Source organism: Candidatus Nitrosopumilus sp., from assembly GCF_028278985.1.
Lineage (GTDB): Archaea > Thermoproteota > Nitrososphaeria > Nitrososphaerales > Nitrosopumilaceae > Nitrosopumilus.
In genome coordinates, this window is record NZ_JANQTA010000030.1 from 1 (window position 1) to 13,093 (window position 13,093).

16 protein-coding genes and 1 pseudogene are annotated in these 13,093 nt (G+C 34.1%); 1 reads left to right on the forward strand and 16 read right to left on the reverse strand.

Annotation, left to right across the window (positions count from 1 at the left end; all coding sequences use genetic code 11):
• The 10 genes and pseudogenes from Q0941_RS09425 to arsM all read right to left on the reverse strand — a co-directional run.
• Positions 1–648, reverse strand: a pseudogene (locus Q0941_RS09425) (Fe-S cluster assembly protein SufB); the annotation flags it as partial.
• An 85-nt stretch (positions 649–733) separates the two neighbouring features.
• Positions 734–931, reverse strand: a complete 198-nt coding sequence (locus tag Q0941_RS09430) for a hypothetical protein (RefSeq protein WP_299293444.1) — start codon at positions 929–931, stop codon at positions 734–736.
• 34 nt (positions 932–965) lie between these two features.
• Positions 966–1,766 carry a uroporphyrinogen-III synthase gene (locus Q0941_RS09435; RefSeq protein ID WP_299293447.1) on the reverse strand — a complete coding sequence of 267 codons (801 nt, stop codon included), beginning with the start codon at positions 1,764–1,766 and terminating at the stop codon, positions 966–968.
• Complete coding sequence (gene cobA / locus Q0941_RS09440) at positions 1,766–2,506, reverse strand: uroporphyrinogen-III C-methyltransferase (protein ID WP_299293450.1); 741 nt, start codon at positions 2,504–2,506, stop codon at positions 1,766–1,768. Before cobA ends, Q0941_RS09435 begins: the two co-directional genes overlap by 1 nt.
• A complete protein-coding gene (hemC, locus tag Q0941_RS09445) occupies positions 2,503–3,438 on the reverse strand; it encodes a hydroxymethylbilane synthase (RefSeq protein ID WP_299293453.1) in 936 nt (311 codons plus the stop codon). Before hemC ends, cobA begins: the two co-directional genes overlap by 4 nt.
• Positions 3,435–4,715: a glutamate-1-semialdehyde 2,1-aminomutase gene (gene hemL, locus Q0941_RS09450; protein WP_299293456.1), complete on the reverse strand. Its 1,281-nt coding sequence runs from the start codon at positions 4,713–4,715 to the stop codon at positions 3,435–3,437. Before hemL ends, hemC begins: the two co-directional genes overlap by 4 nt.
• A gap of 698 nt (positions 4,716–5,413) precedes the next feature.
• Positions 5,414–5,824 (reverse strand): hypothetical protein, encoded by a 411-nt coding sequence (locus Q0941_RS09455; protein ID WP_299293459.1) that lies wholly within the window; start codon positions 5,822–5,824, stop codon positions 5,414–5,416.
• A gap of 85 nt (positions 5,825–5,909) precedes the next feature.
• Complete coding sequence (locus Q0941_RS09460; RefSeq protein WP_299293461.1) at positions 5,910–6,590, reverse strand: MIP/aquaporin family protein; 681 nt, start codon at positions 6,588–6,590, stop codon at positions 5,910–5,912.
• Entirely contained in the window at positions 6,590–6,985 is a 396-nt protein-coding gene (locus Q0941_RS09465; RefSeq protein ID WP_299293464.1) for an arsenate reductase ArsC, read from the reverse strand. Before Q0941_RS09465 ends, Q0941_RS09460 begins: the two co-directional genes overlap by 1 nt.
• A 13-nt stretch (positions 6,986–6,998) precedes the next feature.
• The gene (gene arsM / locus Q0941_RS09470) at positions 6,999–7,757 is read right to left on the reverse strand and encodes an arsenite methyltransferase (RefSeq protein WP_299293467.1); all 759 of its coding nucleotides are present in this window, start codon (positions 7,755–7,757) and stop codon (positions 6,999–7,001) included.
• A gap of 63 nt (positions 7,758–7,820) precedes the next feature.
• On the opposite strand from arsM, the gene Q0941_RS09475 reads away from it, so the two are divergent.
• Positions 7,821–8,198: a helix-turn-helix domain-containing protein gene (locus Q0941_RS09475; RefSeq protein ID WP_299293470.1), complete on the forward strand. Its 378-nt coding sequence runs from the start codon at positions 7,821–7,823 to the stop codon at positions 8,196–8,198.
• Positions 8,199–8,201: 3 nt separating this feature from the next.
• On the opposite strand, the gene Q0941_RS09480 is transcribed toward Q0941_RS09475, so the two are convergent.
• From Q0941_RS09480 to pstC, 6 genes are all read right to left on the reverse strand, one after another.
• On the reverse strand, positions 8,202–8,504 hold the full coding sequence (locus tag Q0941_RS09480) for a hypothetical protein (RefSeq protein WP_299293473.1): 303 nt from the start codon (positions 8,502–8,504) through the stop codon (positions 8,202–8,204).
• Entirely contained in the window at positions 8,501–9,583 is a 1,083-nt protein-coding gene (locus Q0941_RS09485) for a sodium-dependent bicarbonate transport family permease (protein WP_299293476.1), read from the reverse strand. The genes Q0941_RS09480 and Q0941_RS09485 overlap by 4 nt, the downstream gene beginning before the upstream one ends.
• A 44-nt stretch (positions 9,584–9,627) precedes the next feature.
• Positions 9,628–10,287, reverse strand: a complete 660-nt coding sequence (locus Q0941_RS09490) for a PhoU domain-containing protein (RefSeq protein ID WP_299293479.1) — start codon at positions 10,285–10,287, stop codon at positions 9,628–9,630.
• On the reverse strand, positions 10,288–11,034 hold the full coding sequence (gene pstB, locus Q0941_RS09495) for a phosphate ABC transporter ATP-binding protein PstB (RefSeq protein ID WP_367277491.1): 747 nt from the start codon (positions 11,032–11,034) through the stop codon (positions 10,288–10,290).
• Positions 11,035–11,117: 83 nt separating this feature from the next.
• Positions 11,118–12,050 carry a phosphate ABC transporter permease PstA gene (gene pstA / locus Q0941_RS09500; RefSeq protein ID WP_299293485.1) on the reverse strand — a complete coding sequence of 311 codons (933 nt, stop codon included), beginning with the start codon at positions 12,048–12,050 and terminating at the stop codon, positions 11,118–11,120.
• Complete coding sequence (gene pstC / locus Q0941_RS09505) at positions 12,047–13,024, reverse strand: phosphate ABC transporter permease subunit PstC (RefSeq protein WP_299293487.1); 978 nt, start codon at positions 13,022–13,024, stop codon at positions 12,047–12,049. The genes pstA and pstC overlap by 4 nt, the downstream gene beginning before the upstream one ends.
• Between the last annotated feature and the right edge of the window lie 69 nt (positions 13,025–13,093).

Below are 13,093 nucleotides of genomic sequence, written 5' to 3' on the forward strand. Positions count from 1 at the left end.
TGTTCTTTCGAACTGACCAATGTTTTCTGCGTTAATTCTAAAGTATGCTTGTAATGGCATGTCAACTTTGACACCAGGTGGAACATAGATGAAAGAACCGCCACTCCATACTGCACTGTTAAGTGCTGCAAATTTGTTGTCCTCAGGAGGAATTACTTTACCAAAGTATTTCTTGAAAATTTCTGGATGCTCTTTTAATGCAGAGTCAGTATCCAAAAATAGAACACCTTGTTTTTGTAAATCTTCTCTCAGGCTATGATATACAACTTCGGATTCATATTGTGCACCAACACCTGCAAGGAATTTCTTTTCAGCTTCAGGAATTCCTAATTTGTCAAACGTGTTTTTGACATCTTCAGGAACATCATCCCAGTTCTTTTCTGCTTTGTCAGATGCTTTTGCATAATAGTAAATATTTTGGAAATCAATAACACTAAGATCCCCACCCCAAGTTGGCATTGGTTTTTTCATAAAAATTTCATATGAACGTAATCTAAAATCAAGCATCCATTGTGGTTCATCTTTCATTTTGCTGATGCCAATTACTGTATCCTTAGTCAGGCCTTTCTTGCTAAGGTGAACATACATTTCTGTAGAATCTTTAAAATCATATTTTGAATAATCCATGTCTAGATTTTCAGTTGCCATGAGGAAAATAACCCCGTTATATTATAAATACATGAGGAAAAATAGGCACAGCTAAATAGCTAGAGCTAAACTATTCTGTGCTAGATTATTTTTTGGATTTTTTCTTTGATTTCTTTTTGTCTTTTTTCTGATCATTCTTGTCTTTTTTCTTGTCAGTCTTCTCTTTCTTCTTATCTTTCTTCTTTTTTTCTTCTATTTCTAATTCGATCTCAATTTCAGTTTCTATTGCCTTTTCACAATGAGGGCATGTGATATGGATCTTCTTTTTAATTTCATATTCCATAAACGTAGATTATTTCTAGAGTATTAGAATTTGATCATGCAGTTAGTGTTTCTTTCATTGCATCAAAAGCGCCTGCCACAGTATGAACTTCAGCGACAGTATTTTTGACATTGAATTTTTTTAATTCATCAGACGTAAAGGGACCTATTGAAACCACTGATAGTTTAGAGAGATTTTCTAGAAGGTTTTCTTTTTCATAGTCTTTGGACATTATCTCAAAAAATCCCCTTACAGAGGATGCACTAGTAAAAAGAACACCATTCACTTTGTTTTGAGAAAATAGTTCTCGAAATTCATTCCATTGAGAAGTATCTCTAAATGCACAGACATCATAAAGATGAATTTCCATCACATCAATTCCAATTTTGTTTAGTAATTCTTTAAGAAAAGGAGTGGATGCACCACTACGAGGAACAATTACTTTTTTCCCAACAGCATTAATCTTAGTAAATTCTTCACCAACTCCAACTGAAGAAAATGTGTTTTCGGGTTGGTGGTTTACTTTAATTCCTTCATTTTCAAGTGCAATAGTGGTTTTTGGTCCAACTGACATCACACTAGTGTTTGCAATTGATAATTGTAATTCCTCTAATTTTCCAGATTGTTTTGCAGTATCAAATAGTAATTTTACTGCTTTTGAGCTCATGAAAACAGAATAATCAGGATTGTATGTCTTTACAGATTCTAAAAACTCCTCAACAATTTTTTCACCCTTGCTAACTAGTTCAATTGTGGGCAAAGGCATAGGAGTAGCTTTGTTCTGTTGTGCTAGTTCAATGAATTCAGAGGCATCATCTTTAGAACGAGTGATTGCAATTATTTTACCCTCTAGCATTATTTCCACCCAATAATATCAGAAAGATCCACTACGTTTCCAATAATGATGTTTGTAGGAGGAACAATTTTGTTTTCTTTAACTTTTTTTGCAATGTTGGAAACGTTTCCTTTAATCATTTTTTGTTTAGGAGTAGTACCATTTTGAATTACTGCAACTGGAGTTTTTTTATCCATACCTCCTGCGACAAGCTGTTTGCAAATAACATCTAGTCTAGACAAACCCATCATAATTACAATTGTGTCAACTGACTTTGCAAGTCGTTTCCACTTTACAACTTCATTTTTCTTTTCAGGATCTTCATGACCAGTTACAAAGACTACTGATGATGCATGTTTTCTATGAGTTAGTGGAATGCCAGCATAAGTAGCGGAACCAATACCAGAAGTTATTCCAGGAACAATTTCATATTTTACTTTGTGATCTTTGAGAAATTCTGCTTCTTCTCCACCGCGCCCAAATATTATAGGATCTCCACCCTTTAGTCTCACAACATGTTTTTTTGATTTTGCATATTCTACCATCAAATCATTGGTAGTGTTTTGGTGAGTAGTGTCATCTCCAACTGCTCTACCTACGTAAACTTTTTTGGCTTTTTTTGGAATCATAGAAATTATTTTCTTACTTACTAGCCTATCATACAAAACAACATCAGCTTTTTGAATTAATTCAACAGCTCTCATTGTGATTAGTTTACTATCTCCAGGACCTGCACCGACGAGATACACTTTACCAGTCATGCTTTATTCCACTCCTCTACCTTTTCTCTCCAATTTAATGCAAGATCTTTAACACCTTTTTCTTGTAATTCCTTTCCAGCATTATGACCAATAGAGATAGGATCATTCTTGGAGCCTCTAGTAGTAACTTGAAGAGATTGCTTTCCATCCACTGAAAAAGCAGTAACAGTCAAAGTCATTTCAGAGCCATTTGATTTTGCGTATGCACCAATAGGAAATCTGCATCCTGAATCAACATAGTCAGATAAAGCACGTTCAGCCTCAATTTCTAATCTGGAATCAGCGTCTTCAATACTTTTGAGCATCTGAATTGTTGATGAATCACCTTCTCTAGCAACAATTGCAATTGCTCCTTGTCCAGGAGAAGGAGAAAAATCATCAGTGGAAAGAATAGTATGATTTACCTCAACATCTAATCTAGAGATTCCAGCTTTGGCAAGAACAATAGCATCAAAATCTTCTCCTGATGCTTTCTTTATTCTAGTCTCAATATTTCCTCTGATTGGTTTGACTGTAACATCAGGTCTTTTTCGTGAAATTTGAACTGCACGTCTTAACGAACTAGTTCCAATAACAGAATTTGGTTTAATAGAATCCAAAGTAGAACCATCTGGAGAAATAAACACATCATTTACAACTTCACGCTTTGGGATACTTGCCAAAACTAAACCAGAATCAAGTTTTGATGGAACATCTTTTAGACTATGAACTGCAAAATCAACTTCCTTTTGGGCAACTGCTCTATCAACTTCTTTTTCAAAAATTCCTTTTTGATCAATTGTGAATAAGGGTCTGCTGTCAGTATCTCCTTTTGTAGTGATTGGTTTTATTTCAAATTCTGCATCTGGATTTACTTTTTTTAATTCTGAAATTACCCAATTTGTTTGGGCTACAGATAATTGACTCCCTCTAGCACCTACGAGATACTTCAATTTTTCACCGCTTTGAGTGCAATACGATATGCATCTAGTGTTTTGTTCAAATCAGTTGAAGTATGTGCATCAGACAAAAAGACCACCTCAAATTGAGATGGAGCTATGAAGACTTTGTTTTTTAGTAGAGTAGAAAAGAGTTTTTTGAATTTCTTTGCATCAGCATTTACCGAAGTCTCATAGTTAGTTACAGGTTTGTCTGAAAAGAAAATTTGCATCATTGAAGATGTAAAGTTGATTTGATGTGGAATATGAAAGTCAGTGGCAAGATCATCAACTGCCTTTGAGAAGCGTGCACAATATTTCTCTAATTTTGAATATAGTTTGTTTTCAAGTTTGTTTAGTGTCTTTATTGAGGCTAGAGCAGCACTAACAGCAATAGGATTTCCTGCAAAAGTGCTTGCTTGATACACTTTGCCTCCAGGAGATAATTGGTCCATAATCTGTTTTTTGCCCCCTACTGCTGCAATTCCAAATCCATTGCTCAGGGCTTTTGCCATTGTTGTGATATCCGGTTTAATTCCAAAATATTTTTGGGCGCCACCAGTAGATATTCTAAATCCAGTAACCACTTCATCAAAAATTAGAGGAATATTGTTTTGTTTTGTAAGCTTTCTTACATGCTTTAAGAAATTTTTTTCAGGGAGAATCAGACCCATGTTGGCTAGGATTGGTTCGATGATTACTCCAGCAATGTCATTATTTTTTTTAATGATATTTTCAATATCTTCAAAATTATTGTATTGTGCAACCAGTGTTTTTTTTGATACATCCTTTAGCCCACCTTCGGAAACAGAAATTCCATTGTGTGCAGAACCAGAACCGGCTTTAACCAAAACAGAATCATGGGCACCATGATAACATCCTTCAAATTTGATAATTTTGTTTTTCTTTGTGTAACCTCTTGCAAGACGAATTGCAGTCATTGTTGCTTCTCCGCCAGTATTTACCAATCTAACTTTGTCAATTGAAGGATAATTCTTTACAATCAATTTTGAGAGTTCAGTTTCATTTTCAGTTGGGGCACAATACAGAGTTCCAACTTTAAGTTGCTTTGAGACAGATGAAATAATCTCTTTTCTTCTATGACCTAATAGTAATGCGCCATATCCATTGCAAAAGTCAATCAGTTTTCTGTCATCAGCATCCCAAATGTATCTACCATTTGATTTTTTGACAAAGAATGGGTATGGCTCAAAATATCTAACAGGACTATTAACTCCAGATGGAATAACCTTTTTTGCATCATCAAATAATTTTTTTGACTTTAACAACATCAGAATTATTTCAGATGTTATTATTATTCGTAATAGAAAAGGAAGTTACTAAAACATCATTTCTCAGGCACAAATTCATGCTCAAAATTACAAATGGCCATACAAGTTATTGTTTTTCTTCCTATCATTGCACTGTTTACGAGTAGCCAGGGTTGACTCTTTTACAACTTGTTTAATGATGTCTGCCACTTCTTTGGATTGTAAGATTTTGGAAAATGATGAACCGTCGTGCTCAAGGAAGGAAGCAGTAGCCATTGATTATGCATAATTCTAATTCCATAAAACAAAATTGTAATTATTTTCTGTAAACATCCAAATCGACGTAATCTATATAGAAATTAATTATCTTAATGTGTTGCAAATATCATCACAGTAAGGACAAAATAAAACATCTTTTCCAAATTTCCCACGCCTTAAAATTTCAGTTTCATGGTTACCACATTTTTGACATTTAGTTTTTTGCATAAAATAATAATACATTTTGTGATCTAAAAAAACATCCTAAATAATTTACTGATTTTACGAAGAATTTCTCAGAAATATGTAATATCATAAATTTAAGAGGGTACAACAGTGAAATCTAGGAATAGTTTTTTCATTACAAGAATTACAAATTAATTGAAATACAGTATTACAATCTCTGCATTTGACATATTCATTTAATCGAGTTCCACACTTTCTACAACTTTCATCAGGCATTATTCACAAATAGTGTTAACTGATTTCCAATCATGATCTCGTAGCATAAAAGAAATTTTTTTTGTAAAATAACTTGGTATTATCTCCAAATCAGAAATTACAAACAAAATTCCATCAGAGTAAGGAAATAAGAATTCAAAGACAGTTTCTCTTTGTAAGGTAATACTGTCTAAAGGTCCTATGAGATCATCAAACTCTTTTCCCAAGGATGTCTGCAGTGTTCTCTGCATGAACAACATTTCAGATTCTTGTTTGGACATTTTTGAGATAATTCTATCATCTCTAAATTGTGCCTCAGTAACTCTTCCATTTTTGTTCAAGGAAGATACAAAGTAAACTCGTTCATTTGATGCCAAAATATCCATACATAATCGTGAAACTGCTACTGAGCGGTCATAATTTGTTAACATTTGTTGAAATTACAACTATGAACAACTAAAGAACCACGTAATTAGATCTTGTAAAACCATGTAATCTACGTAAAAACAGTATTTCTCAGGATTCGGAAATTCTTTGTTCTTGGAATTTCTTTCTAAACAAGAATGCAACTATCGTAGTACCTACAAAAGGAGCAGTCCAATATAACCAAAGATTTTCAAATGTTTCAGATAATAACGCAGGTGCCAATGCTCTTGCAGGATTCATCGAAGCTCCAGATATAGTAGCTAAAAATAGAATATCCAATCCAACAATTCCTCCGATAGCTACACCACTAAATCCTTTCAATCCCTTTGTGTAAACAACGTAAAAAATTACCCCCATAAGCATCGCAGAAGCTAATACTTCTACTGGAAATATCAAAAATATTGAATGATCAAAATTTGGTGCATTTGCACCAAGATCTGCAAAGTCACCAATGAAAGTTAGTACAAATATTGATGCTAAAATTGCGCCAATAATTTCAGCTGCAAAATAATATACGATTTGAATTTTTGAAATATGTCCTGTAATGTAATATCCAATTGTTACTGCAGGATTAAAGTGAGCCAATGAAATTTTTCCAAATGAGTAAACCCCAATCAGTAATGCAATAAAAGGTGCAACAGCTGCAAACGGAATTCCCAATTCACCATTGAACATTTTTACATCATATACAATAGAACCAGTTGCAAAAATAACAAGAATAAAAGTACCAATTAATTCAACCGTAAAAATTCGAAGATTAGAATACGTCATTATTTGTTCTCTAAGTTTTTTATTAAATTTGTAACTTGGTTTTTTATTTCATCACGAATTTCTCTAATTTGTACAAGATCTTTGCCTTTTGGATCTGATATATTCCAATCAATTACATCTTTTACAAATAATGCAGGACATGATTCTTTGTCCATACATCCCATATTGACAGTAATGGATTGAGAAATCATTTCATTGGTAAGTTCTTTAGGTTGTTGTTTTGTGATATCAATTCCAATTTCTTGCATTACTTTTACTACATTTGGATTAAGTTCTGATTTTGGTTGTGTTCCTGCGCTCAAAACCTCCATTTCAGGTGCAAAATGACGCAAAAATCCTTCAGCCATTTGACTTCGTCCTGCATTTTCAACACATACAAAAAGAATTTTTTTCATTTTCAAAACCAGATTATTTTATTGCTTTTATGACCAGACTGGAAATTTTTCTTCCATTAATTTTTTCACCTTCCATATAGGATCGTTCGTCCAATACTTCGATTTTTTCAAATCCTGCTGCTTTGATGGATGAAAGATAATTTTCTTTAGTCATTGCACCATCAATGCAATCACACCATTGATCGGAATTAATTTCACCTGGTAACAATTCCATATCAGTAATTAAATCAGAAATCACCATCCTTCCATTTTTTCTTAATATTCTAAAAACTTCTTTGAAAGCATTTGTTTTGTTTGTTGTAAGATTTATGACACAATTACTAATCACAGCATCAACAGAGTCGTGGTGTAATGGAATATTTTCTTCAATGTCTCCTTTCTTGAATTCAACATTTGAATAACTTCCTTTTATTGCGTTTTCTCTTGCTTTCTTGAGCATTTCATCTGTCATATCAATCCCAATGGCTTTTCCTGATTCCATAACTTTTTTTGCTGCCAAAAAAATATCAATTCCAGCTCCAGAACCCAAATCAACAACAATTTCACCTTCCTTTAGATCAGCGTGGTTAATTGGAGCTCCACATCCAACTCCCAAAATTGCTTCTTGAGGAATTGAGTCAAGTTCCTTTTGATCATAACCTATCAACCTTGTTGCATCAATAGGAGAATCACCAGTGTTACATTCACCGGGCATACAACAACAATCAGTATTCCCTGAAACTGCTATCTCAGAGTATTTTTTCTTAATATCGTTTTTAATTGAATTTTCCATGTCTCGGTTTACTAGGTAAACTATTAAAGTTGTAAAGTAGAAAGTATTGCATAAGGTGTAATTATGGAAACTAAAGGGAAGAAACTACCGATTGTTGAAAACAAGTGTGAATTTACAGGATATGATGCTTCAAAATTATTGAAAGAAACTTCGGTAATCAGAGATTTAATTACAAAAAGAGCAACACTAGAAATTCTATTTCCTTTATGTTGTACCACAAAGCCTGTAAGACACAAACAATTCAAAGAATCACTCAAAGGGATTAGTAGCAAGACATTATCAACAAGATTATCAGAGCTTGTATCTCAAGGAATTCTAGAGAGGCAAACATTTGCAGAAGTACCTCCACGTGTAGAATACAAATTAACTGATAAAGGTCAAGAGCTCGTTGAATCAATTACCAATCTATTAGATTGGATGAGAAAGTGGTCAAAGAAATAATTTTTAAAATTTTTCTGGTCTAACTACACCAACATCTGTTACATATAGTACAATAGCAAAGTTTGCAAATAGAGTTCTAGAGATTTCTTCAACTATATCAGATAGTTTTTCTTCACGCATAATCACTTCGACTTTAACATTTTTTTCGTTTTTTAGACCTTGTCCACGAACTCCTCTAGCACCGTTTCCATCTACTTCATAAGTTGTGTAACCTGTAATCTCATGTTTGTCTAGAATTTCAAGGATATTTTTTTGTGCTAAAATTTCACAAGTGATGGTAAGCAGTTTTACATTGAATAGTTTCATCGAAATACCTCCGTAACATGTTGGAATAAGTCTATCGTTCCTTCTCCAGAATGAAGGAATGTAGATAATGTAAATAGAATTGGCAAAGTAACAATGATGTTAAATGGGAATGTGATTCCCAATGCAGAAGTAATGTACAAACTTGGTTTTGCTTGAGGAATTGCATAACGCAAAACTGCAGGTGCTGCAATAAATGAAGCACTAGCCATAAGTAATCCAAACATTACTGCACCACCTACGCTCAATCCAAGCAGAGTTGCGACTACAACACCAATAGTTCCATTAAACACAGGAATGATTATTGCAAAAGCAGTAAGAAATACGCCAACCTTTTTGATATCATCAAGTCTTTGACCAGCAATAATTCCCATTTCAATCATGAAAATTACTATTGCTCCAGTAAACATATCATCAAAAACGATCTTGATTGGTTCAAAACCATCTTTGCCAATAATGTAACCAATTACTATACTTCCTAGAAGAATAACAATGGCTTTTCCGGTAATGGATTCACGTAATACTTGGGAAAGTTTTGTCTTTGTTTGATTAATCCCTATTTCCAAGTCAGAAGCATCATCTCCCAAAGATTGCTTCTTTGCTTTAATCTGTTTTGAGACTGCCATATTTGTCAAAAATATTGCCATGATGAATGCCATAGGTTCCAAAACTGCTAGAATTGCTGCAATGTATCCCTCAGAAGAAACTCCTTGGTTTTTCAAAAACGATAAACCAACTGAGAAATGAACTGCGCCCACTGCACCATAAGTTGATGCAAGTGCATAAGAATCAAAGATATTGAATTTACCAAGTCTACGTAAAATCTGATAGTGATTTAGTGTGAACAGTAATGACAAACCAATTGCAACAAACATTGGAATTAACATATTCTCAAAACCAGTATTTCTCATTTCAATTCCTCCGTGTAATCCAATTGCAGCAAGAAGATAGATGGGTAGGAATTCAGAAATTGCTTCAGGAATTTTCAAATCAGATTTTATTCTAGCTGCAACAATTCCAAACAAGAAGAATAGAATTATTGGAGTAAGTAAGTTAGCCTGAATTAGTTCAAGAATTTCCATTGATAATTCGGAAATTTTGTGCTAGAATAAAAACCAAGAGTAATTTATTCTGGCTTTGTGTGTGAAGCTATACGCTCAGGACTAGGTCTGTGCTTGCCTGTAACAATGTAGTTGATTGCATCACTCATGAAAACTGCATGGTCTCCAATTCTTTCTAAATATCTCAAGAGAAGAGCTTCGGCCAAAGCACATCTTGTATTATCAGATTCAATTAGTTTTGGAAGACGTTCTTTGTAGATTCTATCAATAACTTTTTCATCTTCACGGATTTTGATTGCCTTTCTAACATCAAGTTCTGCAAAAGACATGACTGCTTCTTTGATCATGTGTTTTACTTTTTTAGAAGATTCAATTAACGATGCATTTGTACATTCGGATACATCGCCAAACAAGTCTCGTACCAAAGTGATATCATAAGCATATCGTCCAAATCTTGAAAATGCATAAGATATTTCAGTTGATGAACGGATCAATCTGAAATCATCAGCTACTGGTTGATATTTTAGAAGCATATCAAAGGTCAAATCTTCTACTTCAAAGTATTTCTCTCTTATTGCATCTGAGAGTTTCAAAACTTTGTCTTTAGTGTTTGTTCCATCTACATAGGAATCGATAGCTAATGAAATTGATTCAACGACCATATCGCCCATTTCTGCCATTATGTAAGATAACTTCTGAAGAGAAGCATCAATTAGACGAGTCATTTAACCAAACTGACCTTGAACATATTTTGCAGTAAGTTCATTTTTAGGATCTGTAAACAGTTTCTTTGTTTCTCTAAATTCAATTAAATCGCCCAAATACATGAAACCAGTATAATCAGAAACTCTAACTGCTTGTTGCATGTTGTGGGTAACAATAATTATAGTGTATTCTTTTTTCAATTCTGTTATAGTTTCTTCAATTTTTTGAGTTGCAATAGGATCAAGTGCAGATGCAGGCTCATCCATGAGTAGAACCTCGGGTTGAATTGCTAGTGCACGAGCAATACAAAGTCGTTGTTGTTGACCACCAGATAATTCAATTGCAGATTTTTTCAAATCATGTTTTACTTCATCCCAAAGATATGCCATCTTTAGGGAATCTTCAACAATTTCATTGAGTATTTTTTTATCTCTAACACCATTTAATTTCAGACCAGCTGTGACGTTATCGTAAATAGACATTGTTGGGAATGGATTAGGTTTTTGGAAAACCATCCCGACTTTTCTTCTATGGTAGATAGGATCTATGGATTTATCATAAAGGTCAATATTATCAATCATAACTTTCCCTTCAACTTTAGCATTTTTTGTCATATCATGCATTCTGTTTAAACAACGCAAAAAGGTAGTTTTACCACAACCAGATGGACCAATTAATGCAGTAACAGAACGTTCTTTGAATTTCATTGTAATATCTTTGACAGCTTGAATTCCATCATAACTAATAGTAACATTTTCTGCAACCATTTTGAATTTGTCAGAATCTACAATATCTGGTTGATCAGATGTCATTTGTTTTTCAAGATCTGCAGGTTTTGTTGTCAACGCTGTCAATTTGATCCTTTAACTCCTTTCTTAATTAATCGTCCGAATAATGCATTCTTTCCTTTTCTGCTAGCAAAGAAGTAGCGAACACCAAGATTAATGCCAAGAATGATTATAATCAAAACAAGAGCTGATCCCCATCCTTGAAGTTGTGCACTATCATAGGGTAGCAACGACAATCTCCAAATTCTAAGTGGTAAAGCATCCATAGGAACATCCATGCTACTAAAGAACTGACTACTACCCAAAATAGTCATGATCAAAGGAGCAGTTTCGCCACCAATTCTAGAAACAGAGAGTAAAACTCCTGTTATCATACCATTTTTGGCAGCAGAAATTACAATTCTAAAGGTAATAACCCATTTTTTCAGTCCCAAAGCGGTTCCTGCTTCACGATATGTGACTGGAACCATTTTCAATGATTCTTCAGTAGTACGCGCCACAATTGGGAACATGATAAGAGATAATGCAAAAGCACCAGCCCATACTGAAAAATGACCTAGAATCAATACAATCATCAAGAATGCAAAAATACCTAGAACAATTGACGGAAACTCCATAAAGACATCATTGAAAAATCGAATACTTTTTGCAAGTTTGTTATCACCATATTCAGAAAGATAGATTCCAGACATTACACCAATCGGCACTCCAATTAAACTTGAGAGACCAATAATTATCAGAGTACCTTGTATGGCAGGACCAATTCCACCCTCACCAGTACCAATTGCACCAGGAGTTTCTGTTAAAAATTCATAACTGATAGCAGAAATTCCATTTTTAAAAACTTCAACAAGAATACTTCCTAACGGAATTATTGCAATTATCACACATGCAAAAACTACAATACGAACAGCCTTATCAACTACCAATCTCTTTTCAACATTTTGTTTGAAGAGTGCACGATATTGTTGTCTACGTTCTGTAGTGGTACTCAATTATTTATTGCTCCCTCTTTTACTTTTAGCATTCTTGTAACTAAAATGTGAGCAACAACATTGATTGCAATTGCAATTAATAACAATACTAACGCAACACCAATTATTGCTGGAAGATGTAATGTTCCCAACGAAGCTTCATTGAATTCATTTGCAATAATGCTAGACATTGTTTGACTTGAATCAAACAAAGAACCAGGAATTGCATTCAATCCAGTTGCATTTCCAATTAACATGGTAACTGCCATAGTTTCACCCACGGCTCTACCCAAACCAAGAATAGATGCACCAATTAAACCAGTTTTAGAATAAGGAAATACAGCTAATTTGAACATTTCCCATTTTGTTGCACCTAACATGTATGCTGCTTCTTTTTGTTGTTGAGGTACAGCTTTCATTACTTCACGAGATACAGCAGAGACAGTAGGGATAATCATAATTGCCAAAATTACACTTGCAGTAAGTATGTCAAGACCGAATGGAGTATCTGAAAATAACCAAATAGAATCACCAAATGCATCATGAAGGGGTTTTTCAACCCAATCCTTGAAATAAATTCTGAAAACAAAAAGACCCCAAAGTCCGTAAATTACACTTGGTACGGCAGCTAGTAACTCAACAAGAAATCCTAATGGACCGCCAATCTTTGCAGGTGCGTCTGAGATGAACATTGCTATCCCTAAACTTAGTGGAACACCAATTGCCATAGCAAGTCCTGCAGTTACCAATGTTCCAATGATGTACGGTAATGCTCCAAATGATTCACGGCCTTCAACTGCATTCCAATCTGTTTTTGCAATAAATGATAATCCATCTTCTTCCCAAATAGGATAAGATTCAGCGACTAGTTGAAAAACTAAAAGTGCAACCATTATGAGAACATAAACACCAGCTAACAATGCTCCAATTTTGAAAACTTTATCAGAAATTGGTCGCCTTTTGGGTTTTTCAGGTTTTAATTTTGGCCTAGCCATGTTTTTGAAGCGTGAAAATAGCATTATCTAACATGTGATCATATTTTATGAGAAGATCATAGATCTATA

Bases quoted from the DNA above. Each gene is read 5' to 3' on its own strand.
- Q0941_RS09430 (WP_299293444.1), bottom strand. From the start codon at position 931: ATGGAATATGAAATTAAAAAGAAGATCCATATCACATGCCCTCATTGT.
- Q0941_RS09435 (WP_299293447.1), bottom strand. From the start codon at position 1,766: ATGCTAGAGGGTAAAATAATTGCAATCACTCGTTCTAAAGATGATGCC.
- cobA (WP_299293450.1), bottom strand. From the start codon at position 2,506: ATGACTGGTAAAGTGTATCTCGTCGGTGCAGGTCCTGGAGATAGTAAA.
- hemL (WP_299293456.1), bottom strand. From the start codon at position 4,715: ATGTTGTTAAAGTCAAAAAAATTATTTGATGATGCAAAAAAGGTTATT.
- Q0941_RS09455 (WP_299293459.1), bottom strand. From the start codon at position 5,824: ATGTTAACAAATTATGACCGCTCAGTAGCAGTTTCACGATTATGTATG.
- Q0941_RS09460 (WP_299293461.1), bottom strand. From the start codon at position 6,590: ATGACGTATTCTAATCTTCGAATTTTTACGGTTGAATTAATTGGTACT.
- Q0941_RS09465 (WP_299293464.1), bottom strand. From the start codon at position 6,985: ATGAAAAAAATTCTTTTTGTATGTGTTGAAAATGCAGGACGAAGTCAA.
- arsM (WP_299293467.1), bottom strand. From the start codon at position 7,757: ATGGAAAATTCAATTAAAAACGATATTAAGAAAAAATACTCTGAGATA.
- Q0941_RS09475 (WP_299293470.1), top strand. From the start codon at position 7,821: ATGGAAACTAAAGGGAAGAAACTACCGATTGTTGAAAACAAGTGTGAA.
- Q0941_RS09480 (WP_299293473.1), bottom strand. From the start codon at position 8,504: ATGAAACTATTCAATGTAAAACTGCTTACCATCACTTGTGAAATTTTA.
- Q0941_RS09485 (WP_299293476.1), bottom strand. From the start codon at position 9,583: ATGGAAATTCTTGAACTAATTCAGGCTAACTTACTTACTCCAATAATT.
- Q0941_RS09490 (WP_299293479.1), bottom strand. From the start codon at position 10,287: ATGACTCGTCTAATTGATGCTTCTCTTCAGAAGTTATCTTACATAATG.
- pstB (WP_367277491.1), bottom strand. From the start codon at position 11,034: ATGGTTGCAGAAAATGTTACTATTAGTTATGATGGAATTCAAGCTGTC.
- pstC (WP_299293487.1), bottom strand. From the start codon at position 13,024: ATGGCTAGGCCAAAATTAAAACCTGAAAAACCCAAAAGGCGACCAATT.